25 protein-coding genes and 1 riboswitch are annotated in these 26,536 nt (G+C 64.7%); of the genes, 7 read left to right on the top strand and 18 right to left on the bottom strand.

Annotated features, from left to right (window positions below; translation table 11 throughout):
- Nucleotides 1-7 precede the first annotated feature (7 nt).
- A complete protein-coding gene (locus tag U5A58_RS23985) occupies nucleotides 8-211 on the bottom strand; it encodes a DUF3079 domain-containing protein (RefSeq protein WP_321963309.1) in 204 nt (67 codons plus the stop codon).
- 203 nt (nucleotides 212-414) lie between these two features.
- On the opposite strand from U5A58_RS23985, the gene U5A58_RS23980 reads away from it, so the two are divergent.
- The 3 genes from U5A58_RS23980 to U5A58_RS23970 all read left to right on the top strand — a co-directional run bounded on the left by U5A58_RS23980 (nucleotide 415) and on the right by U5A58_RS23970 (nucleotide 6,220).
- Nucleotides 415-2,925 (top strand): penicillin acylase family protein, encoded by a 2,511-nt coding sequence (locus U5A58_RS23980; protein WP_321963308.1) that lies wholly within the window; start codon nucleotides 415-417, stop codon nucleotides 2,923-2,925.
- Between the two features lie 66 nt (nucleotides 2,926-2,991).
- Nucleotides 2,992-3,063: riboswitch (Fluoride riboswitch) on the top strand.
- Between the two features lie 92 nt (nucleotides 3,064-3,155).
- Entirely contained in the window at nucleotides 3,156-4,445 is a 1,290-nt protein-coding gene (locus U5A58_RS23975; RefSeq protein ID WP_321963307.1) for a voltage-gated chloride channel family protein, read from the top strand.
- 221 nt (nucleotides 4,446-4,666) lie between these two features.
- Nucleotides 4,667-6,220 carry a methyl-accepting chemotaxis protein gene (locus tag U5A58_RS23970; protein WP_321963306.1) on the top strand — a complete coding sequence of 518 codons (1,554 nt, stop codon included), beginning with the start codon at nucleotides 4,667-4,669 and terminating at the stop codon, nucleotides 6,218-6,220.
- Nucleotides 6,221-6,237: 17 nt separating this feature from the next.
- On the opposite strand, the gene U5A58_RS23965 is transcribed toward U5A58_RS23970, so the two are convergent.
- Entirely contained in the window at nucleotides 6,238-7,830 is a 1,593-nt protein-coding gene (locus tag U5A58_RS23965) for an EAL domain-containing protein (protein ID WP_321963305.1), read from the bottom strand.
- A 273-nt stretch (nucleotides 7,831-8,103) separates the two neighbouring features.
- Here U5A58_RS23965 and U5A58_RS23960 point away from each other — a divergent pair, with 273 nt between their 5' ends.
- Complete coding sequence (locus U5A58_RS23960; protein WP_321963304.1) at nucleotides 8,104-8,616, top strand: hypothetical protein; 513 nt, start codon at nucleotides 8,104-8,106, stop codon at nucleotides 8,614-8,616.
- A gap of 58 nt (nucleotides 8,617-8,674) precedes the next feature.
- On the opposite strand, the gene U5A58_RS23955 is transcribed toward U5A58_RS23960, so the two are convergent.
- The 7 genes from U5A58_RS23955 to U5A58_RS23925 all read right to left on the bottom strand — a co-directional run bounded on the left by U5A58_RS23955 (nucleotide 8,675) and on the right by U5A58_RS23925 (nucleotide 15,627).
- Entirely contained in the window at nucleotides 8,675-9,565 is an 891-nt protein-coding gene (locus tag U5A58_RS23955; RefSeq protein WP_321963303.1) for a transporter substrate-binding domain-containing protein, read from the bottom strand.
- Entirely contained in the window at nucleotides 9,558-10,436 is an 879-nt protein-coding gene (locus U5A58_RS23950; protein WP_321963302.1) for an ABC transporter permease, read from the bottom strand. Before U5A58_RS23950 ends, U5A58_RS23955 begins: the two co-directional genes overlap by 8 nt.
- The gene (locus U5A58_RS23945; RefSeq protein WP_415774284.1) at nucleotides 10,429-11,259 is read right to left on the bottom strand and encodes an ABC transporter ATP-binding protein; all 831 of its coding nucleotides are present in this window, start codon (nucleotides 11,257-11,259) and stop codon (nucleotides 10,429-10,431) included. The genes U5A58_RS23950 and U5A58_RS23945 overlap by 8 nt, the downstream gene beginning before the upstream one ends.
- On the bottom strand, nucleotides 11,256-12,341 hold the full coding sequence (locus U5A58_RS23940; protein ID WP_321963301.1) for an ABC transporter substrate-binding protein: 1,086 nt from the start codon (nucleotides 12,339-12,341) through the stop codon (nucleotides 11,256-11,258). The genes U5A58_RS23945 and U5A58_RS23940 overlap by 4 nt, the downstream gene beginning before the upstream one ends.
- Before the next feature lie 222 nt (nucleotides 12,342-12,563).
- Complete coding sequence (locus tag U5A58_RS23935) at nucleotides 12,564-14,003, bottom strand: 3-deoxy-D-arabino-heptulosonate 7-phosphate synthase (protein ID WP_321963300.1); 1,440 nt, start codon at nucleotides 14,001-14,003, stop codon at nucleotides 12,564-12,566.
- 116 nt (nucleotides 14,004-14,119) lie between these two features.
- The gene (locus U5A58_RS23930; RefSeq protein ID WP_321963299.1) at nucleotides 14,120-14,647 is read right to left on the bottom strand and encodes a DUF6496 domain-containing protein; all 528 of its coding nucleotides are present in this window, start codon (nucleotides 14,645-14,647) and stop codon (nucleotides 14,120-14,122) included.
- Between the two features lie 68 nt (nucleotides 14,648-14,715).
- Nucleotides 14,716-15,627: a LysR family transcriptional regulator gene (locus tag U5A58_RS23925; protein ID WP_321963298.1), complete on the bottom strand. Its 912-nt coding sequence runs from the start codon at nucleotides 15,625-15,627 to the stop codon at nucleotides 14,716-14,718.
- A gap of 121 nt (nucleotides 15,628-15,748) precedes the next feature.
- Between U5A58_RS23925 and U5A58_RS23920 the strand changes: the two genes are divergently transcribed.
- The gene (locus U5A58_RS23920) at nucleotides 15,749-16,687 is read left to right on the top strand and encodes an alpha/beta hydrolase (protein ID WP_321963297.1); all 939 of its coding nucleotides are present in this window, start codon (nucleotides 15,749-15,751) and stop codon (nucleotides 16,685-16,687) included.
- A gap of 7 nt (nucleotides 16,688-16,694) precedes the next feature.
- On the opposite strand, the gene U5A58_RS23915 is transcribed toward U5A58_RS23920, so the two are convergent.
- The 6 genes from U5A58_RS23915 to U5A58_RS23890 all read right to left on the bottom strand — a co-directional run bounded on the left by U5A58_RS23915 (nucleotide 16,695) and on the right by U5A58_RS23890 (nucleotide 21,286).
- On the bottom strand, nucleotides 16,695-18,248 hold the full coding sequence (locus U5A58_RS23915; protein ID WP_321963296.1) for a transglycosylase SLT domain-containing protein: 1,554 nt from the start codon (nucleotides 18,246-18,248) through the stop codon (nucleotides 16,695-16,697).
- 140 nt (nucleotides 18,249-18,388) lie between these two features.
- Nucleotides 18,389-18,766, bottom strand: coding sequence for a hypothetical protein (locus tag U5A58_RS23910; protein WP_321913337.1), 378 nt, complete (start codon nucleotides 18,764-18,766; stop codon nucleotides 18,389-18,391).
- Between the two features lie 134 nt (nucleotides 18,767-18,900).
- Nucleotides 18,901-19,302 carry a hypothetical protein gene (locus tag U5A58_RS23905; protein WP_321963295.1) on the bottom strand — a complete coding sequence of 134 codons (402 nt, stop codon included), beginning with the start codon at nucleotides 19,300-19,302 and terminating at the stop codon, nucleotides 18,901-18,903.
- A 159-nt stretch (nucleotides 19,303-19,461) separates the two neighbouring features.
- Nucleotides 19,462-19,725, bottom strand: coding sequence for a pentapeptide MXKDX repeat protein (locus tag U5A58_RS23900; RefSeq protein WP_321913339.1), 264 nt, complete (start codon nucleotides 19,723-19,725; stop codon nucleotides 19,462-19,464).
- Between the two features lie 91 nt (nucleotides 19,726-19,816).
- A complete protein-coding gene (locus U5A58_RS23895; RefSeq protein WP_321963294.1) occupies nucleotides 19,817-20,593 on the bottom strand; it encodes a molybdopterin-dependent oxidoreductase in 777 nt (258 codons plus the stop codon).
- A 54-nt stretch (nucleotides 20,594-20,647) separates the two neighbouring features.
- The gene (locus U5A58_RS23890) at nucleotides 20,648-21,286 is read right to left on the bottom strand and encodes a cytochrome b/b6 domain-containing protein (RefSeq protein ID WP_321963293.1); all 639 of its coding nucleotides are present in this window, start codon (nucleotides 21,284-21,286) and stop codon (nucleotides 20,648-20,650) included.
- Between the two features lie 417 nt (nucleotides 21,287-21,703).
- Here U5A58_RS23890 and U5A58_RS23885 point away from each other — a divergent pair, with 417 nt between their 5' ends.
- On the top strand, nucleotides 21,704-22,249 hold the full coding sequence (locus tag U5A58_RS23885) for a sigma-70 family RNA polymerase sigma factor (RefSeq protein WP_321913342.1): 546 nt from the start codon (nucleotides 21,704-21,706) through the stop codon (nucleotides 22,247-22,249).
- Nucleotides 22,246-22,887, top strand: coding sequence for a DUF1109 domain-containing protein (locus U5A58_RS23880; protein WP_321913343.1), 642 nt, complete (start codon nucleotides 22,246-22,248; stop codon nucleotides 22,885-22,887). The genes U5A58_RS23885 and U5A58_RS23880 overlap by 4 nt, the downstream gene beginning before the upstream one ends.
- 33 nt (nucleotides 22,888-22,920) lie before the next feature.
- Here the strand turns inward: U5A58_RS23880 and U5A58_RS23875 are convergent, their stop codons facing one another.
- From U5A58_RS23875 to U5A58_RS23865, 3 genes are all read right to left on the bottom strand, one after another.
- Entirely contained in the window at nucleotides 22,921-24,228 is a 1,308-nt protein-coding gene (locus U5A58_RS23875) for a chloride channel protein (protein ID WP_321963292.1), read from the bottom strand.
- A gap of 128 nt (nucleotides 24,229-24,356) precedes the next feature.
- On the bottom strand, nucleotides 24,357-25,103 hold the full coding sequence (locus tag U5A58_RS23870) for a glucose 1-dehydrogenase (RefSeq protein ID WP_321913345.1): 747 nt from the start codon (nucleotides 25,101-25,103) through the stop codon (nucleotides 24,357-24,359).
- 220 nt (nucleotides 25,104-25,323) lie between these two features.
- Nucleotides 25,324-26,319: an aldo/keto reductase gene (locus tag U5A58_RS23865; protein WP_321913346.1), complete on the bottom strand. Its 996-nt coding sequence runs from the start codon at nucleotides 26,317-26,319 to the stop codon at nucleotides 25,324-25,326.
- Nucleotides 26,320-26,536 lie beyond the last annotated feature (217 nt).

Here is a 26,536-nt window from a genome sequence, read left to right as displayed (position 1 = left end):
TCGCCGGTCACAGCGCGACGCTTTTGCCGGACGCGTCGACTTCGATGCCCCAGTCGCCTTGTTCGAACCAGTCGTCGCCGAGCAGTTCGGCCGGATGCTGCGTGCGGCTCTGGCCGTTGCCGCATCGCATGTCGCCGGCGGGGCAGTAGTGGTCGCAGCCCCAGCACAGGCGCTCGGGGTGCTGGGGGTGAATCGGAAACTTCTTTGCCATGATGTCGTCCCGGTGCGATCCCGGAAAGGACGCAATATCAACATTGTCGTCCTCGCGCGCCACAGTGGCAGATGGCAGAGTGTCACGCCCAGCAAGCGCGGCTGCTGCAGATTGTCGCAGCGTCATGCTATGGTCGTAAGACGGCCGGCCGATCCGGTCGCAGCGCCCGGAGGCGCTAATCAAAACGACCCGCATGCGCCGCCATGACCCGTTCGAGCCTTTCTCCGCAAAAGCGCCGCCGCGCGTGGCCGCTGATTGTGTTGTGTACTGTCGTCATCGTTCTGGTTGCCGGGGTTCTGGCGGGCTGGCTGACATTGCGCGGCAGCTTGCCGCAACTGGACGGCACGCGTGCCGCGCCGCTCTCCGCGCCCGTGACGATCGAGCGCGACGCGCTGGGCGTGCCGACGATACAGGGCAACACGCGCGGCGACCTCGCGTATGCGAGCGGCTTCCTTCACGCACAGGATCGTTTCTTCCAGATGGATTTGCTGCGCCGGGTCGCCGCTGGCGAGATGGCGGCGCTCATCGGACCGGCGGCGTTGCCTCTGGATCGCCGCGACCGGCCCTTGCGCTTTCGCGAGCACGCCCAGGCAGCGCTCGCCGCGCTCTCCGCTGACCAGCGGGAACTGATCGAACGCTATACGGCGGGCGTCAACGACGGCCTGCGCTCGCTTCGCGCGCGGCCGTTCGAATACTGGCTGTTGCGCACGCAACCGGCGCCGTGGCGTCCCGAGGACACGGTGCTCACCGTCTACGCGATGTATTTCGATCTTCAGTACGACCAGGTGAGGCGCGTGCTCTCGCGCGCGGCGCTGCGCGAGCGCGTGCCCGCCGACCTGCTTGCGTTCCTGCTGCCTGAAACGAGCCATTGGGATGCCCCGCTCGACGGGCAGCGCGCATTGCCGCAACCGCCGGCGGCGCTGCCCGCCGCGCCTCCATCGTGGCTTCCGGCAACGCGGTCCGCCGCCGATCTCGATCCCGACGCCACTTCGCTTCTCAGCAGCGTGCCTGGTCTCGTCGGCGGCGAGAACGCGGTCGATTCGATGGTCGGCAGCAACGGTTTTGCGGTCGACGCCGCGCATGGCGCGCACGGCGGCGCGCTGCTCGCGAGCGACATGCACCTGGGCCTGGCGCTGCCGAACGTCTGGTACCGCCTCTCGCTCGTGTATCCCGCACCCGATGGCGCCGAGCGGCGTATCACGGGCGTCAGCCTGCCGGGTACGCCGTCCGTCGTGGCCGGCAGCAACGGCCACATCGCGTGGGGCTTTACGAACAGCTATGCGCGCTTCGTCGATCTGGTCGAACTTCAGCGCGATCCTGCCGATCCCTTGCGCTACCGGGTGCCGGGCGGCGGATGGGACAAGGCGCGGCTGATCCACGAGCGCCTCGATGTGAACGGCGGCGCGAGCGTCGATCTGCCGGTCGTGCAAACGCGCTGGGGGCCGCAACTCGTTGTCGGCGAGCACGCCTATGCATTGCATTGGGTCGCGCAGGATCCACAGGCGACCAACATGAACTTCATGCAGCTCGAAGGCGCCACGAACGTCGCCGACGCATTGCGCGCCGCGCAGACCTTTGGCTTGCCGACGCAGAATTTCATGGTGGCCGACGCGCAAGGCCATATCGGCTGGACGCTTGCCGGGCCGCTGCCGCGCTTCGCGGATGCCGACGGCGGCGCGGCGGCGCTCGCGAGCTTGCCGTACCGCTCCGAAACGTATGCCGGCTGGCAAGGGTATCGCTCGCCCGATGCGTATCCGGTGCGCGTCGATCCGCCGGCCGGGCGCATCTGGACCGCGAACAACCGTACGGTGCCGCTGGAGGACGTGGCGCGCATCGGCGACGCCGGCACGGATCTCGGCGCGCGCGCCACGCAGATTCGCAACGACCTGTTCGCGCTGCCGCATGCGAGCGAGCGCGACCTGCTCGCGGTGCAGACCGACGATCGTGCGTTCTGGATCGAGTACTGGCGACGTGTCGCGCTGGACGCGCTCGATGCGCGCGCACTCGACGGTCATCCCAAACGCGCCGAATTCCAGCGGCTGGTCCAGGCGTGGGACGGCCGCGCCGATGTGGATGCCGTCGGCTACCGGCTCGTGCGCGCGTTCTACGACTCGCTCTACCAGGCATGGTTCGGTGTACTGGACAAACAGTTGGCCGCGATTGCGCCGGACCTCAGCTATCGCGCGGCGAACTCGCGTTACGAAGCGACGATGGAGACACTCGCCGACGATCGCGCCTGGATACCAGGAGCCTTCGCGGATTGGCGCGCGTTCATGCTGGACCGTATCGACCATACGATCGCTAGCTTGCCGCATGGTGCGAATGGCACGAATGGCACGAAGCTCGAAGACGCACGCTGGGGCGAGCGCAACCGCGCGGCAATTGCGCATCCGTTCGCGCGCATGGTGCCGGAGTGGCTGCCGTGGGTTCGTGGCTGGCTCAGCGCACCGCATGACCCGTTGCCGGGCGACTACAACATGCCGCGCGTGCAGTCGCCGGCGTTTGGCGCGTCCGAGCGTTTCGCGGTGTCGCCGGGGCGCGAGCAAGACGGGATCTTCGAGATGCCGGGCGGGCAGTCGGGCAATCCCCTGTCGCCGTATTTTCTCGCGGGACATGACACATGGGTGCATGGCGGCGCGGCGCCGTTCCTGCCGGGTACCGCCGTTCATACGCTCAAGCTCGTCCCGGCCGGCGCACAGCAGGCTCAAAACTGAGGCCCGCAGGTTCGCGAGCGCGGCGACGATCCTGTTGCAGCGTCTTATGTTGTCGCATAAAATCACGGGGCTTTCGGAGATGGCATTCCTCCCGTAACCGCCCTGCGTTCCCGCAGCGCTGATGATGCCTACGAGTTCCTGGGTGCAGGAGGTCGTAGGCCGTCCACGCGACGCCCCCCTGTCGCCCAGGTGATTTGCAACCGTGCAAGCAAACGCAAACCTGGACCGCAATGAAATCCCTGAAGTCTATCGAGCAGTTCGCGATGGTTCCGTACCTCGCGCGCTGGCTGCTGCTCTCGTCCGTGCTTGGCGCGCTGGCGGGCAGCGCCTCCGCCTTGTTCCTCTATGCGCTCGATCGCGCAACCGACATCCGCGTCGCCCATGCCTGGCTGCTCTGGCTGCTGCCCGTTGCCGGCTTCGCGACCGGCTGGGTCTATCACCGTGTCGGCAAGCCGGTGGAAGGCGGGAACAACCTGCTGATCGACGAAATCCACGACCCGCAAAGAATCGTGCCCAAGCGGATGGCCCCGCTCGTGCTCGTCGCCACCGTGGTCACGCATCTGTTCGGCGGCTCGGCCGGACGCGAAGGCACGGCCGTGCAGATGGGCGGCGCGCTCGCCGACCGGGTGACGCACGTTTTCGGCCTCGACCGCGAGGAGCGCCGCATTCTGCTGATGGGCGGCATTGCAGCGGGCTTTTCGTCGGTGTTCGGCACGCCGCTGGCCGGCGCGATCTTCGGGCTGGAAGTGCTCGCAATCGGGCGCCTGCGTTACGACGCGCTGCTGACCTGCGTGGCGTCGTCGCTGGTCGCGGACCAGGTGTGCCGCGCCTGGGGCATCCATCACACGGTCTATAGCATTGCGTTCGTCCCGCATGTCACGCCGCTCGGACTTGGCTCGGCCATTCTCGCGGGCATCGCATTCGGCGTAGTGGGCATGCTGTTCGCCGACTCCACGCACGCGCTCTCGGCGTTCATCAAGCGCAAGATTGCTTACGCGCCGGCGCGTCCGTTCGTGGGCGGCATCGTCGTGGCGCTTGCCGCTACCGCGCTGAACGTGCCGCAGTATCTCGGCCTGGGCATTCCGACTATTGTCGAAGCGTTCAATCATCCGTTGCCCGTCTACGACTTCGCGGGCAAGTTCGGCTTCACCGTCGTGACGCTGGCATCGGGCTTCAAAGGCGGCGAAGTCACGCCGCTGTTCTATATCGGCGCGACGCTCGGCAATGCGTTGGGGCATGTGCTGGCCTTGCCGATGCCGGTGCTCGCGGGCCTTGGTTTCGTTGCCGTGTTCGCTGGCGCCGCCAACACGCCGATCGCTTCGACGGTCATGGCAATCGAGCTGTTTGGCGCCGACATTGGCGTGTATGCGGCGCTGGCCTGCGTGGTGGCTTATCTGTTTTCCGGCCACACGGGCATCTACCGCGCGCAGCGCGTGGGGCAGGCGAAGCATCCGCTTTTGCCCGCTGGCATGCGTCTTTCGGACATTCCCGCGTTGCGCCGTGTACGGGGCAGCGATTGAGTCTCCGGTATCGCGTCATCGTTGTCTTGTCCACCTGAAAGCGAAGCGCATCGGGCTCGTTAGCAGAAGTGAGCGGACGACGCCAGAAGCGCTGGCTGATTCTCCCTATATCGGTTCGCCTCCTACCCTTGGTGTGGGGGATGAGTCAAGCTTGCCGCGCTCGCGTCGAGGCAGGGTCTCGCTGTGAGCCACATAACAGGGAATCGAATAAGGGGACAGCCATGAAGTGGCTCGATCGCATGACGGTGTTCAAAAAGCTGCTGACAGCATTCGCCGTTGTGATCGTATTTGCGGTGGCCGTGGGCGTGGCCGGCGTCTCGTCGCTGGCGTCGATGCATGATATTGCCGATGAAATCTGCAACCGGCACATGAGCGGCCAGTTCTGGCTGGAGGAAGCGGCGCGCAGCAAGTTGAGCACTGACCTCGACGCGGCGAATCTGGGCTACGCCGATGAAGCGGGGCGCAACCATCTGAAGGAAGACATCGTCGCGCAGCTCAAGCGCATGCATGAGTCGCTCGATCGCTACGCCGGTGCTGGCGTGTCGGCTGGCGACCGCGCCCTGTATGACGACGTGCTCAGGAAAACCTCGGCATGGGAAGCGATCGTGCATCAGCAGATCGGCTTCGCGCCCGTGCCCGCAGGCGTGGACAACGCCGAACTCGTGCGCCGCGCGATTGCGGCGAGCGTTGCGTTGGGCGACAGCGTGGCCGCGCTGATCGATTCGCTGCAACGCGAGGCGAAAAACGCGCAGACCGCAGCCACAGCGCAATTCCAGCATATGCGCGCGCTCGTCATTGCGATTCTGCTCGGGGCGGTCGCGACCGGCGCGCTGCTGGCCTGGCTGATTTCGCGGCGGCTTTCACGCCAACTGGGCGGCGAGCCGGCTTACGCCATGGAAATTGCAGGCCGTATTGCAGCCGGAGATCTTTCGGTATCCGTAGCAATGCGACCCGGCGATTCGAGCAGTCTGTTGCACGCGCTGGGCGAGATGCGTGTGCAACTGACTGGCATTGTCGCCAACATTCATGACTCGAGCGGTTCCATCCTTCTTGCTGCCCGCGAAATCTCGCAAGGCAACACAGATCTCTCGCAACGCACCGAAGAGCAGGCGGCGTCGCTCGGCGAAACCGCGACGAGCATGGAGCAGCTAACCTCGACCGTGCGCCAGAATGCCGAGAACGCGAGACAGGTGGGCGGGCTTGCGCGCGGCGCTTCGGAGGTTGCGGCGCGCGGCAGCGAACTGGTGAGCGAAGTGGCGAGGACGATGGGCGAGGTGGCGCAGGACGCGACGCGCATGACCGATATCATCGCGACGATCGAGAAAATCGCCTTCCAGACCAACATTCTTGCGCTCAACGCCGCCGTCGAATCGGCGCGCGCCGGCGAGCAGGGGCGCGGCTTCGCGGTCGTGGCGGGCGAGGTGCGCGCGCTCGCGCAGCGCAGCGCGGCTTCGGCGCGCGAGATCAAGGAGCTGATCGAAGCCTCGACGGCGGGCGTTGCAAACGGCGCAACGCTGGCGCAGCGCGCGGGCTCGACGATGGTGGAGGTAACGGAGGCGGTGCAGCGCGTCACGGACATCATGGGCGAAATCGTCGCCGCCTCGGGCGAGCAAAGCACGGGCATCGAGCAGGTCAACCGGGCGGTGGCGCAAATGGACCAGGTCACGCAGCAAAACGCGGCGCTGGTCGAGCAGGCGGCCGCTGCCGCAAGCTCGATGGCCGATCAGGCGGCGCAGTTGCAGCAGGCCGTTTCGGTATTCAGGTTTGCGAATTAAGCCGCGCTCTGCTTTGTTTAAATCGCCGGCATGCTGTTCGCCTCGCGCGGCACGCGATGCTTGCCCAGCCATTTCGCGAGATCGCCGGCGGACATCGCTTTCGCGTAATACCAGCCCTGGCCGTACTGAACCCCCTTGTTGCGCAGCCACGTCACCTGCGCCCCCGTTTCCACGCCCTCGGCGACGATTTGCAGGCCCAACTCGTGGGCCATCGAAATGATGTGCGGCGCGACCACGCTAGAAGCGGTATCCTGGACGATCGTATCGACGAACGACTTGTCGATCTTCAGCACGTCGATCTCGAAGGTCTGCAGATACGCGAGGCTCGAATAGCCGGTGCCGAAGTCGTCGATATAGATGGGATGACCGGCGGCCCGGAACGCCGCAATGACACTGCGCGTGGCTTCCGCGTTCATGAAGCTGCGCTCGGTCGCCTCGATGCGGATTTGGGCGGGCGCGATGCCTGTACCTCTGAGCGATGCGGTAACGAGGTTCAGAAAGCGCAGGCTTTGCAGATCCTCGCTGCTCACATTGATCGAGACATAAAACGACGGATTGGCGGCCAGCAATTTGCCGAGCTGCGCGATGGTCTTTTCGAGCACGAGATCGGTCAAAGGCTGAATGAGGTGATTGTCTTCGGCCACGCGCACGAAGACGTCGGGCGAGATGGCGCGACCGTTCAGCGTCCAGCGCACCAGCGCTTCGGCGCCGGCGCACTGGTTGTCGGCGAGCCTCACGATGGGCTGGAAAACCACGTCGATCTTGCGCCGTGAAATGGCCCAGGACAGCGTTGCGGGAAACGAGAGCTGCCGCGTAACGCGCTTGTAGGCGAGCCAGCCGAGCGCTGCGCCCGCGAACACGCCGATGGTCAGCCACGCCGCGAGCAGTTTGGGCCAGTCGCCCGCAACGCTGCTGCGCGGCGACTTCACCACGACCCCGAGCGGGCGCGTCGACGACTGCGCGACCGCGTAATTCCAGTCGTCGCTCTTCACGTCGCCGCCATGTTTCCACGCTTCGAGCATGTCGTCCGGATCTGCGCCGGCCGAGACGGCGAGCAGCTTGCCCGTCGTAATCTGGACCACGGCGATGGGGCGTCTCGCCGGATCGATCAGATCGACATAGGAGCCCGGGTCGATGGAGACGTAGTGGCCGTTGCGGCCGATCTGAATGTCCTTGCGGGCCTCGCTTAGCGGGCTCTTCTGCAGGAACCACACCAGGTAGCCGTCGTTGCTGCGATAGTCGGGCGGCGGCAGCGTGAGATCCTTGTTGCGCACGTCGCCAAGCAGTGGAGAACAGAGATAGCGCCCTTCGGCGTAGGTGCCGGCATCCTGAACATACCGGTAGTTGTAGATGACGCGCGCGGCCTGTTCGAGGTTGGACGGCGAACAAGGCGCACCCGGTTCCCGGTCCAGGTCGGAAAGGGCGGCGAAAGCCTGGTACGTGACGAGGTCCGTGCGCATGACCGCCTTGTTGGCGAACTCACTGAGTTCGTCACGGTCGCGCCGCTGGACGTCCTTGTTGGCGACGTAAAGACTCGTGAAAACGGGGCCGAGGGTGGCGAGGCACCCAAGGGCGACCGAAGCCGCAATCAGCGTGATGCGCTTGATCATTCCGCACCCCGGGGGTAGGGAACGTTAGGGAACGAGCCACGGACGGGACGCGCGCGCTCGTGCGGGCGCGCCCCCGGTATTCTGGAGCCCGAACATCAGAGCAAAGCATACACTTTGGCGCTTCGTTTTCAACGGGAAAACGCGTGCGCAACGCTTGCCCGCCACCACCACGGGTGGCTTGGCGGTAGGACCATGGTCCGATTGTCCGCATCTGCCGCGCCCGGCATGATCTGCACGTGTTGCCCGCCAGGCGCGTGGCTCAGGGGTGCGTGAATGGGGACGCTGTCCAACATCGTGAAGCGCGCGTGGCTTGCCGCCGTGATGGCGCTCGTGACCGGCTGCGCCCAGCCGTGGCAAAGCATCGAGCCCGGCACCGACCAGTCCGCGTTGATCGCGCGTCTTGGGCCGCCGCGCGAAACCTATAACCTGCCGGACGGCGGCAAACGGCTCATGTGGCCGACCCAGCCGATGGGCACGACGAACACCGTTGCCGACATCGACACGAACGGCAAGGTCGTGAGCGTGCGCCAGGTCATGCAGGAGAGCGAATTCAATCGCGCGAGAGTCAACGAGTGGACCCGCGACGATGTCCTGATCAATTTCGGCCGGCCCGCGGAGACGGCATACTTTTCGCGCATGCAGCGGGAAGTCTGGTCCTACCGCTACGTCGAGAACAACATCGACTACATGATGTTTCACTTCTACTTCGACAATCAGGGCATCTTGCGGCTCACGCAAAAGACGCCGGACCCGATGCGCGACCGTAACCTGAGGCGCGGATTCTGAAGCGGGTCCCGTTCAACTGCACGCGCAATTTGGCACGGCTAGTGACGGATGGCGACGGCTAGTGGCAATACAAGTCGTTTTCCGCATTGAACATGTCGAACGCGAGGCTGATTGCCTGATCCTTGCGCACGGTCGCGAGCCAGCGGCTACGGCGCCATTGCGCTACTGTGTCGCCGATAAAGACAGCGCTTGCCGCATCGCCCGCGCGCGTCGCGATGAACGCCGCCTGCGCGGCAATCGTTCCGGGCAGCGGGCGGTAGTAGGACCAGTCTGCCTGTTTGAGCAGCGCTTCGATGACGAACTCGTCGTCGACCAGTGCGGCGCAGTCGCCTGCCTGGAATGCCAGCAGGGCATCGAGTGGCCGGTCGAAGCCGTGCACAGTTGCGTGGTACTCACGCGCCGCGCGCGCGGCATACGGATTGCCTTGCGGCGCGCAAATCGCGCGGCCGCGCAGGTCGCGCCATGCCCGCACATTGCCGTGGTTCAGAACGAGTGCCATGCCAAGTCCGCTCGTGTACGAAGACGGTGCGAATGCCACCTGCGCGTCGGGCGAGAAGCTTAAGCCTACGATGGCGGCATCGGCGTTGCCCGACTGCACGGCGGCGCGCGCGGCGGCCGGTTCGGTCAGCACGAATTGCACGGGCAGGCCCACGCGGCGGGCGAGGTCGGAAGCAAGCGCGGCCGCGAACGGATCGGGCGCGCGCACTGTGCGGTCGACTCGGCCGACGTAAAGTGTAGGCGCGGGTCGCGGCGGCACCGCCACGATCAGCACGCCGCGCGCTGCCGCAGCGGCAAACGGGCGCTCGTTGTCGAGCAGGCTGCGTGGAAAATCGTTCTTCAGCGCCCACGCGAGCAGCGCGAGCAAGGTGAGCGCAGCCGCCAACGTGGTGGCGGGCCAGCGCAAGCGCCGCGGAACTGGCGTGGCGGCGAGCGGTGCGTGCCTAGCCATTCTGCGCGAGCCCGACGCGCCAGCGCAGCAGTTGCCGTTCCAGTATCGACAGACTCTGATTGATCAGCAGTCCAAAGATGGCGAGCAGCACGATGCCCGCGTACATGTCGGGAATCTGAAACGTCTCCTGCGAATTGAGCGTATAGAAGCCGAGCCCCGAACGCGCGCCGATCATCTCCGCCGCCACCAGCGCGGTAATGCTGTACGCGCCCGCGAGGCGCACGCCCGTGAGGATCTGTGGCAGCGCGGCAGGCAGCACCACCTTCGTCGCGATGAAGCGTTGCGAAGCGCCCATCGAGCGCGCGCAGTCGATCAGCACGCGCTCGACCTGCTTCACGCCCGCAATGGTATTGAGCAGGACCGGCCAGAACGCGGCCCACACGACAATGGCGATCTTCGACGATTCGCCAATGCCGAGAAACAGCATGAATACGGGAAAGAGCGCGAAGGCCGACACTTGCCGCAGCAGTTGAAAGACGGGGTCGACAATGCGCTCGACGCGCCGGAACCATCCCAGCAGGAAGCCGCACACAATGCCGCCGGCCACGGCGAGCAGCAAACCGCTAATGGAGCGCACGGCGCTTGCGCCGATATGCGTCCACGCATCGCCGTTTTCGAACAGCCGCGCGATGGCGAGCGCGACCTGCGAAGGCGGGCTCAGGTAAGCCGCATTGACTACGCCAAGCCGCGGCAGCAGCTCCCATAACAGCAGGAAGGCAACGAGCGCAATGGAGCGCTCGACACCCACGGAAAGGTGCACGATGGACGAGCGAACGCGCCCGCGCCGTGCGCCGCGTGGCACGGGCACCAGCACGGGCGATTCGCGGACCGCGCCGGCGTCGGACATCGAATCGGACATCGCGTTAGACATGGTGAGCTTCCGGTAGTGCGTGGGGTTGCGGCTTTGCGTCGAGCTCTGTGCTGAGGCTTTCCCATGCGCGCTGCCGCAACGCGACGAATGCTGGCGAGTGGCGCAGCGCGGCGTCGCGCGGGCGCGGCAGATCGACCTCGATGATCTCTTTCACGCGGCCGGGGCCACGGCCGAGTATGGCGATGCGATCGGAGAGAAAGATCGCTTCGTCGATGCTGTGCGTGACGAATACGACCGTTGTCGCGCTTTGCTCCCAGATCGCCAGCAATTCCTGCTGAAGCAATTCGCGCGTTTGCGCGTCGAGTGCGCCGAACGGTTCGTCCATGAGCAAAATCTCGGGGCCGTAAGCGAGCGCGCGCGCGATGGCCACGCGCTGGCGCATGCCGCCGGAAAGCTGGTGCGGATAGTGATCCGCAAATTCCAGCAGGCCCACGAGGCGCAAAAAGCGCTCGGCCTCGCTGCGTCGCTCGGCGCGCTTCATGCCGCGAATTTCGAGCCCGGCCTCCACGTTCCTGCGCACGGTGCGCCACGGAAAGAGCGCATAGCCCTGAAACACGAAGCCGAGTTTTTGCCGCACGGCGCTCACGGGGTCGCCGTCCACGCGAATGTCGCCCGAGGTGGGCGGCGTGAGGCCCGCGAGCACGTTCAGGAACGTCGACTTGCCGCACCCGCTTGGGCCCAGCAGCGAAATGAATTCGCCTTCGCGCACGGCGAGATCGAAACGCTTGAGCACCGTATGGTGCGTGTCCGTTTGCGCGTGGGTATACGTGAGCGAGAGGTCGCGCGCGACGATCTTCTCGCGTAGTGCAGTTGCCGTGCTCACGAGCGTGTTCCGTTCGGCAAAGCCGTCACGCTGGCTTGCGCCTCGTGCTTCACGAACGGATTGAAGTCGTTCGTGTAGACATCCTTGACGTTGACCTTGCCCTTCGGAATCTTGCCGGCCTGTTCGAGAATGTCGATGTAGTACTGGATAGGCGGCTCGGTGATCACGAGATTCTGCACGTACGCATAGCGCTCAACGAGCCGGACGTCGATGCCAAGCCGCTCGGCCGTGAGCTTGCGCGCTTCGTCGGGATGCGCGTTGACCCAGTTGCCCGCCTTCGCGATGGCCGTGACGAAGTCGCGCACCGCCTGCGGGTGGGCGCGCGCGAACGCGCCGTTTACGCTATAGGGCGCCATGCCGCCAAGACCGTGGTCCTCATCCCAGTCGCTCCACAGCTTGTGCAGCTGCGGATCGGCTTCGGCCGAGCCGGAAAAGGGCGGATGAATGATCGCGACGTCCACGTTCTTCGTGACGAGCGCCTGCTCGGACTGATTGTCGGGCACGACGAGCCAGTTGACCTTCGAGACATCCACGCCGTGCTGCGCCAGATACTTCTTGGTGACGAACTCCGCGCACGCGCCGAAGCTGTTGAACGCCACCGTTTTCCCTTCAAAGTCCTTCGGCCCGAGAATGCCCGAATCCTTGCGCACGAAATACTTCATGTGCGGCGCGTCCGGCAGCGTCTCGCCGCCTGCGGAAATGACCTTGATATCGGCGCCGCTGGCAATGGCGGAGATCACGAGCGGCACCATGCGCGTGCCGAAATCGATATCGCCGGTGCCTACGAGCGGAATGATCTGCGGCGCGGAAATCTTGCCGACATATTTGGGCCGCGTGCTCGTGTGGTCGAAATAGCCGAGCTTGTCGGCGAGATAGACGAGGTCGAACGCGGGATTGTCGGGATACTTGAAATAGGTGATTTCCTGCTGCGCCGACGCCTGGCTTTGCGGCGCGGCCGCGCTTTGCGCCTGCTCTTCATGCGGCTTGCAGCCGCTCTGGAGAATCAGGACGGCGGCAGCGCACGCGGCAAGCAGGAGGGTGCCGGTGGAGTGCCGACGGATATTCGAGGAGAACGCCTTCATGTTCGCAGGCTCGGCAACGAGCAGGGTAGGTAAGTGAATTGACGATGCCGGGTGATTGTCGATCTGCAACGATTTCAGGCAAACCAACGAATTCTGATTTGCTTAGTTGTTCATCTCGGCAATGCGTCAATTGACTATTTCTGCTGGTACGCCTAAATATCCGCTACTACTGCGACTCTGCGCGCGCCGTGTGAATCGAATGCGAACGCAATGGGCGTGCGCTCAACAAGGCCGGTCGTTCGTCGCGTATTGCGGACACCCTGCCGTGTCGCGAATCGTTGCCATCATGTCTTCGGGGTGCACCATCAATTCGCGCACGAGGCGCAGCGTCGCGTATTGGTGAAGCACGGCATGCCAGCGCGGGGATTGCGTCAGTTCATGCCAGACAGCATCCAGTATTTGCGGATCTGCATCTCGCCCGTCCCACAGGGCACTGGCGAATTCAACGCTCGCCTGCGTGGAGAGAAGCTGCATGCGGCTCGCGGCATTGAGCATTCGCGGGGCGTTTTCGGCAGGCGCATCGCAGCAGTAAAGAATGGCTTTCATCAAGCCGGACTCTTCGGTGCCAAGCGCGCGTAGCGATACGCCGTCCAACTGCACAGGGCCCTGCTGCGTCTCGAACGTATACACGACGTTCTCCTCGGCGTGAGCGAGTAGTCGCAAACCGCGCATGAGCCGCGGCAGGTCTGTCGTCGCGGACTCAACAGATGCCTTCGCTTCGACGAGCAGACGCACGTGCCATACCGGTTCTGCATCGAGGGCCTGCGCATGGGGCCTCTCCAGGAGAACCACGTCCCATTCGGTTTTTGCGCGCTCGTGCTTGCCCGGTATCGAAGACGGAACGCGCATCGAACTCACGACACGGTACGCCTGCGGGTCCTCCTGCGCTGCGTTGAGCCATTGAGCCAGTGCTTCGAGCGCCTGTACGGCCAGCGCTTCGACAGCAGCGCCGCGCTGCTGCGATGCACGGCCTTGCGCGACGGCTGCCGGCGTACCCGGCCGTGGACCGTACGCATCGAGCAATGATACGTACTGCTGGACGAGTGGGTCGGGTGCCAGGGCTTCGAGCCGGCACAGGCGCGCGAGTGCCGCGCTGTCCAGCAGATCAGCCAGTGCGTGCTCGAAATCCGCGTCTTTCGCTTCAAGCTCGGGCACGGCGAGGAGGGCTCGCACCGTATCGTGAAGCCCGGCGTAATTCGCCTCATGGTGCGCAGAAGACGCGGACGCATGCAACTGCGCGAGTGCTTCGCGCTGCCAGGGTTGCGGGGCACGCTGCTGCTTGGCCGGATGCGCGATCGCGTTGACAGCGGCATGGATCTGTCTGCGGTCCTGGTCGGCCTGTGCCGAAAGCGACGCAAACTCGCGCACCTGGGGGGCGCGGTGCCGCAGAACCAGCGCCTGGAATGCGCGGTCGCCGGAATCGGCGTGCATGGCTTCGGTGATCATGGCCGCGAGTGCGTCGATAAAGCGCTGCTGCAGCGTCGCGCCTGGCGCGCTGCCATGCACCAGGGCCTCACGTGCCTTTTCAATGACGAGTGCGACTGCCGTGGCCGGATTGGCGCTTCCAGACTGCTGCTCTGAAGCCGCGGTTTCTTGCGGCAAGCGATAACGACGGGGGACGTCGCGCAGGATGTTTTCGAGCAGAGGCGTGGAAGAGGACATCGGCGGTTTGCAGCCTGCGTGTGGGGGACGATGAGCCACATAGTCTCATAACCCCGCGTGCGAGCGGTGCCCGGCGGCAAGGTTCGCCTCGCCGCCTGAGCCGTGTTGGCGTCGCGCTAGTGGCGTGTGTGCTGTGCTCGTCCGGCGCGTGTTTTCGCCGCCTTTTTTGCCGCGGCGGAACGGCCCGCTGCGCCCTTGGTCTGCGCAGCCTTCTTCGCAGCCGCCGATCGGCTTGCGGCAGGGCGGCGCGCCGCACCGGTCTTCGCCTGCTTCGACGCGGCCTGTGGCGATGCCCCGGCCCGGCTCTCGCGCTTGAGCACTTCCGTCGCCGTGCGCGAATGTTTGGCCTTCGATTCCGTGCTGTCGCGGGTCTTTTTCTCGCCGCGGCCTGCCGCGAGATCCTGCGCGGCCTTCTTGCGCGTTGCTTCGCTGGCCTGGCCCTTCGGCGGCGGCTTCAGGTCGACCCCGGCGCGGCGCGCCTTGGAAAGGCCGATCGCCACGGCCTGCTTCGCGGAGCGCACGCCATGTTTGCCCGCGCGCACGCGCTCGAATTCCTCTTTCACAAACTCGCCGGCCTGGGTGCTTGCGGATTTGCCCGCGCGCTTGTCTGCGCGCGCGCGCTCTATCGTTTTCTTCTCGGGCATTTTGGCTCTCCTGAATGAGTGACTCACTCGTTCCAGCAAGTGCCGTTCCGCGCATGCGCGGCAAACCATCAGACCGGCACAAAAGCCGGGCGCGGATCAGCCGCGAGTGTTTCGGCAACGAAGTCGAGAAACACGCGGGTCTTGGTCGGCAGCCGCCTGCCTGAGGGGTGCAGGCCGTGCACGGGCAGCGGCGGCGGCGCGAAATCCTCCAGCACACTGACGACGGCGCCGCTCGCCATCTCCGCTGCGAAGAGCCACGCCGGCGCCTGCACCAACCCCATATGGGCCAGCACAGCGGCGCGGATCTGTTCCGCGTCGCCAGTGCGGAAATTACCCGACGGAACATACAGGCCTGGTCCTTCGACGTTCCCGAAGCGCCATGCTCGCGGCTCGCGCATGGGCGCGAAAACGACACACGTATGCCGCTCGATATCTTGCGGCCACTCGGGCCGCCCATGCTTGTCGAGGTATTCGGGCGTCGCGACGACAACCACCGGACTCGACGCCAGATGCCTCGAAATCATCGAGGAGTCGGCGAGCGGTCCGCTTTTGATCGAAAGGTCGAAGCCTTCCTCGACGAGATTGACGTTTCGCTCCGTTGCGGAAAGGTCCACCTGCACCTGCGGATATCGGGAGAAAAACACCGGCAGGCACGGCACGACATACAGCCGGCCAAAAACGGGCGGCACGGTCACGCGAATCAGCCCGCTCGGCGACATCTGGCCACGCCCGACCGAAGACTCCAGTTCGCTGAAGTCGCCAATGATGCGCAAGCCCGCTTCATAGACCGACTGCCCGGTTTCGGTCAGCGTCATGCTGCGCGACGTGCGCCTGACCAGTTGCGCGCCGAGATGGCGCTCTAGCGAGGCGATCTGCTTGCTGACTGCCGGCTGGCCCACGCCGATGTCGCGCGCCGCCGCCGCGAAACTCCCGCTTTCGACGATGCGGATGAACAGTTTGAGCGCGTCGAGCCGATCCATCTCTTCTTCCCCAAAACTTCCTGATTGGAATGGATTCTATTCCAATTGACCTTCTTCTATGTCTCGATCGGAATCGATATCGTCATGCCCATCGAGAACGCATTCACGCAACGAAGGAGCCATGATGAGCATCGGAGAACGCGCAAACCTGATCGAAATGCGGCACAGCTTGAGCGATGACGACCGCGACGCCGCGAGGGCCGCGATCGCGCGCATGCAACGCCACTTTGAAGAATTCAACGGAACGATGCGCGAGGCGTACGACGCCATGACCGCGCACACGCCGGTGGCGGAGGGCGCGAGCCTGGAAAGCATCGAGAATGCGGATGTCAAGGGGTGGTGGATTCGGCCACGCAGCGCGCCTGCCCACCGCGCGATCCTGTTCCTGCACGGCGGCGCTTTCGTGCTCGGGTCGGCAACGGGCTATCGCGGCTTTGCGAGTCAGATCGCAGCGCGCGCCGGCGTTGATACTTTTGTTCTCGACTATCCGCTCGCGCCAGAGCATCCGTTTCCCGCGGCGCACGACGCCGTCCTGGCCGCGCTGCGATGGCTGGCGAACAGCGGCATACGCGAGGTCGCCCTGATCGGCGATTCTGCAGGCGGTGGACTGGCGCTCGCGGTTCTGGGCGTAGCGGAGCGGCCGGCAGTGAACATCGCGAGTGTGGCCGCTTTCTCGCCGTGGGTCGATCTTGCGTTCACGGGGCCGTCGTTCCACAGCGAAACGACCCACGACCCGGTCTTGACGCGCCCCGTGCTCGCCAATGCCGCCGCGGCGTATCTCGGCGCCGCCGATCCCGCGGATGGGCGCGCGTCGCCGCTGCATGCCATTGCCGTGCACCTGCCGCCCATCGCGCTCCAGGTCGGCACGGACGAACTCCTGCTCGACGACGCACGGCGTTATGCGGAGGCTGCGGCGGAGCAGGGCACCACGGTGCAGCTGGAAGTCTACGAAGGACTGCACCACGTGTTCCAGCGCTCTACCCATGAGCTGGCGAGCGCGCGCTACGCGTTGGATCAGGTTGCGGGATTCATCTCGCGCAACTGGACGCTTGAGGCGTAGCCATGCCTCAACCCTGCTTGCGCATCTGCCCGATGGCGCGCTCGCGCTGTGCCTGCGCTTCTTGAACGAGCCGGTAGGCGGCGTAGTACTTGTAGATGTTGCGCACGTAAGTGGTCGTCTCGATCCCGACCTTCTCGCCAACCACGATCTCGACGTTGTTGAACCACTTGTCGGGAGAGAGTCCTCGAGCGGCCGCTTCCTTGCGCATCTTCGCGATCCTCGCCGGACCCGCGTTGTAGCTCGCGAAGGCGAAGAGGGCGCGGTCCGAGTCGGAAAAATGCGCGTCGGGGAAGTAGCGGGACATCAGGAGGTCCAGGTATTTCGCACCGGCATGGATGTTCGATTCCGTCACACGGATGTCGCCGACGGCCAGTTCCTTGCCGGTTGCCGGCATGAGCTGCATGATGCCGATCGCGCCAACGTGACTGCGGGCACTCTGGTCGAGCTGCGATTCCTGGAAGCCCTGCGCGGCAAGCATCAATGGATCGAAGTGATATTGCGAACCGTACTTTTGGAAGAGGCCGACCGTTTGCGTGAAACGCTTCAGTTCCGCCTCCTCCGTATTGCTGGTGATCTGCTTGACGCGCTGCAGTTCCTGCTTCAGCCGCACTTCCGCCACGCTCTGCTTTTTCACGTAGCTCACGTAGAAGTCGTCGATGGCCTGCTGGAGTTTGGGGCTCTGCTTGCGAATCGCCCAGCCGATATAGCCGGCATCGCGCACGGCCATGTCCTCGTGCACCACGATACCTGGCAGCACCTGCGCCCAGAATTTCGCCTTCCAGTCGTCGACCACGAGAATCTGGACCAGCCCGACGTTGAGCATCTCCATGGCGTCCTCGTCCTCGAGCGCGTCGGGCAGCTTCACCAGCTTCATTGGCAGCTTGCCTTCTTTTTTGAAGCGCGCGTTCAGGGCGGTGAGGCTCTCGAAGTAGCTGCTGCTCGGGCGCACATGCACGGTCTTGCCGCTCAAGTCGTCGAGTTTGGCGAGCGCGGGCGACTTGGGACCGGTGACGACCAACTCGCGAACCGGCGTGCGGTCTCGCGGCGCGACGAAGTCGACCTGCTTGAGCCTCGATTCCGTGGCGGTCAGATTGCCTGCGGCGATGTCGCCCTTGCCGGCGAGGAGACCCGGAATAAGCTGCTCGCGCGTCGTGGGGATGATCACGAGCGTCAACGGGCGTTTGCCGAGGCTGCTCCGATACTTCTTGTTCAGGTAGCCCTCGAAGTCGCGCATGAGCCCGGCGGTCAGCCCGCGCTCATGACCGAGTTCGTTGAAATAGAGTGTCCTGCTGTACGGCACCAGCACGCGGATCAGCCGGCGGTCGAGCATGGCGTCGAAATCGCCGAACCTGGGCTGGTTCGCGAGGTTGAGGTGGCGGCTTGCGGCGGCAGCAGGTGGCGTAGGCGTAGGCGGCGATGGCGCGCTGGCTGGCGCTGCTGTCGCGGCTTGTGATGCAACGGCTTGGACAGGCGTTCCCTGAGCCGCGAGGCAATCTGCCTCTCGGCCGGCAAAACTCATCCCGAAAGCCAGGATGATCAGCAACGTATGAACAATACGCATGGCGCCAGGGCCGGGTGCTCCGCTCGTTCCCATCATGTCACAACCGCATGGGCTGGATATGGGCCGATAGTCCTATAGACCTCTGGAGGCGGCTTTTCGGCGCCGCTCGGGCGCCCGGTAGCGGCGCGCGAGAATCGTCGCTACTTCGCCGGTGTCATGTCGCAGCCGCCGTGGCTGCCGGTGTTTTTCAGGGTAAGCGTAAGCCGGCTGCCCCGGGTCGCCGTGACGATCCCCCCGTAGCTCACCGTGGGAATGAACTGGACATCCGGCGCGACCGCTACGGGAGGATTCCTTGCCCCGTCAACGGTCAGGTCGAGTTCCACGGTGACCGTGTCGATGGTGACGCCCATATCCTGCTTCCGGTCGGCTTGTTCTTTCTTGAAATTACACAGGCCCGTGAGAACCTGCTCGAGTGCGGTCGGGATATCAACCGCCTTACCCGGCGGGATCGGCGGCGTGTTGCAGCCAACGATCAGGAATGGCAAAGCGCAAAGGACCACATATCGGCAGGCGCGCATCGGGTTCCCCTGTTATGAGCCGAAGAATGGCTCTGTCGAAGGGTGCCACGTGTGGATGCCCAGTCAATCGGACCTAAGGCCTAGGGATGCGGTGGTGGCCGCAAGCGTATGCGCCTGCCATGCCTGCGGCTGAATTACCCGGTCAAGCGCGCCCACAGCGTTCGTATGCGGTGCGCCCGGTCGTCGAACAGCCAGGAGGCCGCAAGCGCAAACAGGCCGGACACGATTCCCGTCGCGATGTGTTCCAGAACATGAACCCGATAGTGACTCGTGTGAGCGTAGGCGTCGCCTAGCACGGTCAGGCAGCCAACCAGCAGCGCGTTGCCATAGCGATTCGCGTACCACTTCGTCGCCGGCGTGAAGGTGAGCAGCACGGCCAGCGCGCCGGTGAAGAGCCCCGTCTTGAATGCGATGGTCCAATGGGCAAGGCTCATGATGTTGCCCCAGCTCCCCGGCATGCAGGTCATGCAGGCGCTGGTTGGCTGCCAGAAGCGCTGGATAAACAGTTTCAAGCGGTGTTGCCATTCGCTTCCCATGACGTGCTCCCGGCGCGGGGTGGGTGGCCCCACCTGGGCGGCCCCACCTCGGCGGCCCCCACTGAGATCATATATCGCGAGCGCACAATGGCCACGCGCGCGTTGCGCTCCTGGCGCGGGCCACGCCGGGAGCGCACTGCCAGGGCGCAATGCGAGGTTTCAATGCGCCATGGCGCCCGACGCCGGATGATCCATGCCCATGGCGTCGTTCTTCATGGGCTTGCTCATTTTATCTTTGCTCATCGCATCGCCCTTGCCCATTGTGTCCTTTGACATGGCGCCTTTGCCCATGGTGTCCTTGTGCATCGAGTCTTGCGACATGGCGTCGTTCGACATCGCGCCGCTTGCCTGTGCGAATGCGCCTGCACTCATGCTCAACAGGGCGGCCGAGATGGCGATGGCTGCGAAACGGATCGTGTTCATTTGCGTTGCTCCTTGCTGGGTGGAAAAAGCCGTTGCCCGTTTTCGGGCGGAAGTGAAGCGGAACCGTCGCGCGAGCGGCGGCAGGAAGATGTCACGAACCGCCGAACCAGTTGTAGCCCTGGTCGACCCAGTAGCCGCCTGGATAGGTGTTCGTGACGAAAATTTCGACGATGTGCTTGGGGTTCTTGTAGCCAAGCTTCGTTGGCATGCGCAGCTTCATCGGGTAGCCGTATTTCGCGGGCAGCCGCTCGCCGTCGTAGTCGAACGTGAGCAAGGTTTGCGGATGCAGCGCCGTCGGCATGTCGATGCTTTCGTAGTAGCTGTCGGCGCAACGAAAGCCCACGTATTTCGCGGTGAGATCGGCGTCGACGCGCCGCAGGAAATCGGCGAACGGCGTGCCGCCCCAACGGCCTATTGCGCTCCAGCCTTCAACGCAGATATGCCGCGTGATCTGTTCGGCGTGCGGCAGCGCATACAACTCGGGCAGCGTCCAGACGCGCTGGCCCTTGACGAGCCCGCTGATCTTGAGCCGGTAGTCGCCGCCATCGACAATGGGCGCCTCGCTTTCGCTATAAAACGCATTGAACGGGAACGGCCGCGTGATCTGGGCTTCGGTGTACGTGGGCGCGAGCCGGGTAGGGTCGAACAGCCACCCCTGCACGCGGTCGTTGAGCCGGGAGACGGCGGTGAGGAATGTGTTGACCGAGGCGTCGTCGGTGATCGTGCAGCCAGTCAGCAGCGAAAGACCGCCGAGCGTGAGCATGCGCTTGCCGAACAGGCGCCGTGACGGCATGTCGAGTTCGCGCCGTGCATCGGCGAGAATCGCTGCGCGGTCGAGTTCGATAATCTTGTGGTCTGGCGTTTTCATCTGGAATCCTGATCAACTGATAGAGTTGCGCTCTCGTTGCTGCAGGCAGCGCGTTCAGCGTCCGCGCAGCATGGTGAGCAACGAGCGCGGCACGAGTGCGACCATCGTTACGTGAACGAGCACGAACGCCGCGAGCAACGCCATCGCGCAAAAGTGCACCACGCGCGCGCGGTCGTAACCTCCCATCAATTCGCGCAGCAGCGGAAACTGCACCGACTTCCAGATCGCAAGGCCCGAAAGCACGAGAACGATGAGATCGGCGATCGCGACGAGGTAGGCGAGTTTCTGCACCGCGTTGTACTGGCTCAGGTCAGCGTGAGAAAGCCGGCCCGAGAACGCGGCGCGCAGATCGTGCAATACGGCGCGCGCGCTCAGCGGGAAGAACTTCGTGCGCCAGCGGCCGGTGGCGAGATTCATGCCGAGATAGAAGAGCCCGTTGAAAAACAGCAGCCACATCGCCGCGAAATGCCATTGCAACGCGCCGCCGAGCCAGCCGCCTAGCGTGATCGACGTGGGAATGACGAATCCCGCAAACACGGGCGACGCATCGTAGATGCGCCAGCCGGAGAACATCATGACGAGTGCCGCGAGCGCGTTGAGCCAATGCGAGACGCGTAGCCAGAGCGGCTGGATCGCGCGTGGCCGGCGAATGCGTGCTTCGAGTGCGGGCGTTTCACCGATCGACGTGTGCATGGCGATTCCTTGTGAGCACAGAGTTGACAGTGAATTCGCCGCGGCGCGCGCGCCGGTTACAGCGCGCCGAGAAAAAATCGCTCGACCGGGTGCGGCCGGAAATATATCGCTGCGGCTGTAACCGGGCCGGGGCGGCGAACGAATTACCCGCAACGGGCGCACGCGCTCGCGCCACGGGGAGAAGCCAAGGTGGGCTTGATCAGCACATGGGGGACGATGACGGAGGGGGCGGCGCCCGGCGCGCCCGCCCTCGGCCCGCATGGCGTTGCGGCGCGCGAGGCGTTCGGCTACGCTCACGCGAGCGGGCGCGAGTGCGGCAGCGTTCGTAATCATTTTGAAAGTTCGCCGTCGCAAGACCGGGCTAGCGCCATGCCCGCAAGCCCGCCAACTTTTCGTCGCGACAATCCAGGACGACCTTTGCACTCAGCGGAAACCCGTCTCAAAGCGCTTTTTGTCCGCGGCCTGGAAGGCGACGCGCAAGCGTATCGCGACTTCCTCGAGGAACTCACGCGCCATTTGCGTGGCTACCTGCGCAGGCGCATTCCGCAGTTGCGCGACGACGTCGAGGACCTCGTGCAGGAGATCCTGCTTGCGGTTCACAACGCACGCCATACATGGCGCCCTGACGAACCGCTCACGGCCTGGGTGCACGCGATCGCCCGCTACAAGCTCATGGACTTTTTCCGCTCGCGCGCACGCCGCGACATGCTCAACGATCCGCTCGAAGATCACACCGATCTCTTCGCCGCGCCTGACGACGAACCCGCGCAGGCGCGCCGCGATATCGGCAAACTGCTCGACCAGTTGCCCGACAAACAGCGCCTGCCGATTGTCCACGTGAAGCTCGAAGGGCTTTCGGTCGTGGAAACGGCGAAGCTCACAGGGCTTTCCGAATCGGCGGTCAAGGTGGGGATTCATCGCGGTCTGAAGGCGCTTGCCGCGCGCATCAGGGGAGCGCGATGAAAACCGACGATCTGATCAATCTGCTTGCCGCAGGCGATACGCGTGTGGACCGCAAGGCCGCGCTGCGCCGCTTCGCAAAGGCGCTGCTGCTCGGTTTCGCAGGCTCGGTCGTGCTGATGAGTGTGGTGTTCGGCGTGCGGCGCGATCTCATGAGTGTCATGCACACGCCGATCTTCTGGGCGAAGCTCGCGTTCCCGTTGTGTGTCGCGGCCGCTGCCGCGCTCGTGGTGAGCCGCCTCGGGCGGCCGGGTCAGCGCGGCGGCTATGCGTGGGCGCTGGTGGCGCTGCCATTCGTCGCCGTGCTGGCGGGAGCGTGGCTCGCGCTCGGCGACGCGGCGCCTGCGCAGCGCGTGCCGCTCGTGCTCGGCCACACTTGGCGCACGTGCCCGTTCAATATCGTGCTGCTTTCGGTGCCCACGTTCGTGGCCGTGTTCTGGGCCGTGCGCGGTCTCGCGCCCACCCGCCTGCGCGTGGCGGGCGCGGCGGCCGGGCTTTTTGCGAGCGCGCTCGCAACCATCGCGTATTGTCTCCATTGTCCGGAGATGAGCCCGGCGTTCTGGAGCGTCTGGTATGTGATCGGCATGTTGCTGCCCGCCTGCATTGGCGCATGGCTCGGGCCGCGGCTGCTGCGCTGGTAACGGCGTGCGCCGCTCAGCGCGAGTTGGCGCACATCACTGCTTGAGGAAGCGTTGCGCCAGGGCTTCGTAAAGCGGCGGCGCGAATAGCCTGGAAACCTGGCTCGAAACGAGCGCCGTTGCCATCAGCGAGATCACGAGCGCATGGCCGTCGATCATTTCGATGACGATGACGAATGCCGTGATCGGGCTCTGCGTGACGGCGGCAAGATAGCCAACCATGCCGAGTGCGATCAGCATCGGCAACTGCATTTGCCCGAACAGCATGTGCAGCACGTTGCCGATGCCCGCGCCGATCGCGAGCGACGGCGCAAAGAGGCCGCCCGGCGTGCCCGGCAAATACGAGCCCACCATCGAGGCCATTTTCAGCACGGGATAAGCCACGCTGATCTGCGAGTGGCCTTCGAGCATGCTGCGCGCTTCCGCGTAGCCGCTGCCGAACAGATTGCCGCCGCTCGCCACGCCGAGCACGGCGATGAACAAACCGCATACCGCGCCGAACGCCACGGGCTGTTCCTTTCGGAGGGCGAGCAAGCGGGTGGGCATCCATCGTTCGGTGTTGAGCAGCAGCCAGCAGAACACGCCGCCCGCAACGCCCGTAATCACGCCAACGAGAATGACGGCGACGGCGAGCAGATCGGGCAAATGGCCGGCGATGGCGATCGTGCCGAAATACACATAGTTGCCTTGCAGCGCGAGCGAGACGACACCCGCGAAGATGATTGCCGTGATGATCACGCCGCTCGTTCGCGCCTCGAAGCTGCGCGTGAGTTCCTCGATCGCGAAGACCACGCCCGCAAGCGGCGCATTGAACGCGGCGGAAAGGCCCGCGGCCGCGCCCGCTAGCGCAAGCTTGTATTCGAGGCCGACGCCGTACATGCTGCGCAGACGCGCCGGATAAAAACGTCGCAGGTTGTACATGAGCGCGGCGCCCACGTGGATGGTCGGGCCTTCGCGCCCAATCGTGAAGCCGCCGAGAATGGCGAGGAACGACAGGAAGATCTTGCCGACCAGGATGCGCAGCGTGAGCAGGCGCGGGCCGAATTTGCGCACGTCGTGCAACGTAGCGATGACCTGCGGGATGCCGCTGCCCTCCGAACCCGCAAACCAGCGGCGCGTGGCCCAGACACAGAACGCGGAGATTGCCGGCGTGACGAGAAGCGGCAGCCACCGGTAATGCGAGGTCATCTGCAAGAAGAGCGAGTAACCGAAGTCGATGAGCCGTGCGTACATGACCGCAACGAGCCCCGTAGCGATAGCGCCCAGCCAGAACACGGCGAAATACAGCCAACGCCGCCGGCTGCGCAAGATCGTACGACTGTCGATAAGGTCGGAAACTCGCATGAAACGGCTTGGCCAAACTCCCTTTTCTGAAATGTTGCCGGTCGTGCCGCAGCGAGGGCGGTACGACCGATTTTCGGGAGATTACCACGCACGCGATTTTTACCGCCTGCCAGTCCCACCAAAATGCCTTAGCGCATACCCCCGCTGGCGACGATATGTTCGCCCGTCAACCACTTGGCATCGTCCGATGCGAGGAACACCACGGCCGTGGCGATATCGTCGGGCTGCCCCACGCGCCCGAGCGGCGTCTGGCTGACCGCAAGGCTTTCGAATTCCGAGCCGATGACGCCTGCCGTATGGGCGCCTTCGGTCTCGATCACGCCGGGATTGATCGCATTCACGCGGATCTTGCGCGGTCCCAGTTCGCGTGCGAGCACGCCGGTGATCGCATCGACGGCGCCCTTCGTGCCGCTATAGACAGCCGTGGTCGGCGGCGTGAGCGTCGTGACGACGGAACTCACGTTGATGATGCTCGCGCCTTCGCCCAGATGCTTCACGGCCGCCTGCGTGGTGAGCAGCACGCCGAGCACGTTCGTGTCGAACTGCCTGCGGTATTGCGCCTCCGTGAACTCTTCGATCGGCGCGAACTCGTAGACGCCCGAGTTGTTGACGAGGATGTCGAGCCTGCCATAGGTTTCGACGGCCGCGCCGATGATGCCTTGCGCGTCCGCCGCCTTCGAGACGTCGCCGCCAACGGCAACCGCCCGGCCTCCGGCCGCCGTAATCGCGGCGACGACCGTATCCGCGCCCGCCTTGCTGCTCGCGTAGTTCACGACCACCGAAGCGCCTTCGGCCGCGAGGGCCTTGGCAATAGCGGCGCCGATGCCTTTCGACGCACCCGTGACAACCGCGACCTTGCCTGCAAGTTTGCTCATCATGTTCTCCGCACCGTAAGTTGCACCATCTAGAGGAACCGGCGTCTGGCTTGCACGAAGCAATCGGCCGGCGACAAGCACAAATGTAAAGATACGCGCCGCCGCGATAAAGCGGCCGGGCGCGAATTGACTGGCGGGATCAGCCGAACAATCGGGGCAAAGCGGCGCAAACTGGCGTCAGCGTGCGCCGAAACGGCGGTGGCATCGACCGCAAGCGTCTTTACCAGCGCTGGTGGACGTGCGGCGCGATAAGGCGTTCATAAACGTCCCGCGCGCGTTGCATGGCGGCATCGGACAGTGGTGCGAGGTTCGCCGCCGCGGCATTCGACGCCGCCTGGGCCGCGTTCTTGCTGCCCGGAATGATGACCGAGACGGCATCTTCCATGAGTATCCAGCGCAGCGCGAGCTGGGCCATGGAGGCGTTCACCGGAACCAGGCCACGCAGTTCGTCGACCGCTTTCAAGGCGACGTCATACGGCACGCCCGAGAACGTTTCGCCCACATCGAATGCCTCGCCATGACGATTGAACGCACGGTGGTCGTCCGGCGCGAAAACAGAGTCCGCGGACAGCTTGCCGGTGAGCATGCCGCTCGCCAACGGCACGCGCGCGATGACCGCAACGCTCTTCTTGTGCGCTTCCCGGAAAAACAGGTCGGCAGGACGCTGGCGGAACATGTTGTAAATGATCTGCACCGAAACCACGTTGGGATACTCGATCGCCTTCAGCGCTTCTTCCACCTTTTCGACCGAAACGCCGTAGAAGCGGATTTTGCCGGCGGCGACAAAGTCGTCCATCGCGGCGAACACCTCGGGGCGGTAATAGACTTCGGTCGGCGGGCAGTGCAGTTGCACGAGGTCGAGCGTGTCGACGCCCAGGTTCGAGAGGCTCCGGTCGATGAAGCCTTCGAGTTCGCGCTTGTTCAGATAGCCGCTGGTCACATGCGGATCGAGCCGGCGCCCGAGCTTGGTGGCCACGATGGGACGCTCGCCGCCGCGCTCGCGCAGCACGTCGCGGATGATGCGCTCCGAGCGGCCGTCGCCGTAGACGTCGGCGGTGTCGATGAACGTGACGCCGCTATCGAGCGCGGCGTTCAGCGCGGCCCTCGCGTCGTCTTCGGCAACGCTGCCCCACGAACCGCCGATTGCCCATGCCCCAAATCCGATTTCGGACACCTTCCAGCCGGTACGGCCGAATTCTCTCTTCGAAAGCGTCATTTATTTGCTCCTCCAGTAGTTTGCCAATTTGTTTGCGACGTGACCTCGCCAGCGTTTGCATCGCCTCTGCGCCGGTAGTTTAGCGGGCTGTTGGCGCATTGCCATCTTTTCGCTCCCTCACGTTGGCTTCGCGCCAACGGTTCCGGTTTTGCGTCCCCACCGATTCTCCGCCACTTCGGGCCGCTACGCGCCGCAGCGAGCCACGGGCTTCGCTGGC

The sequence above is a fragment of the Paraburkholderia sp. J7 genome (genome assembly GCF_905220155.1).
GTDB lineage: Bacteria > Pseudomonadota > Gammaproteobacteria > Burkholderiales > Burkholderiaceae > Paraburkholderia.
This window is presented reverse-complemented; position numbering and strand designations above follow the sequence as displayed.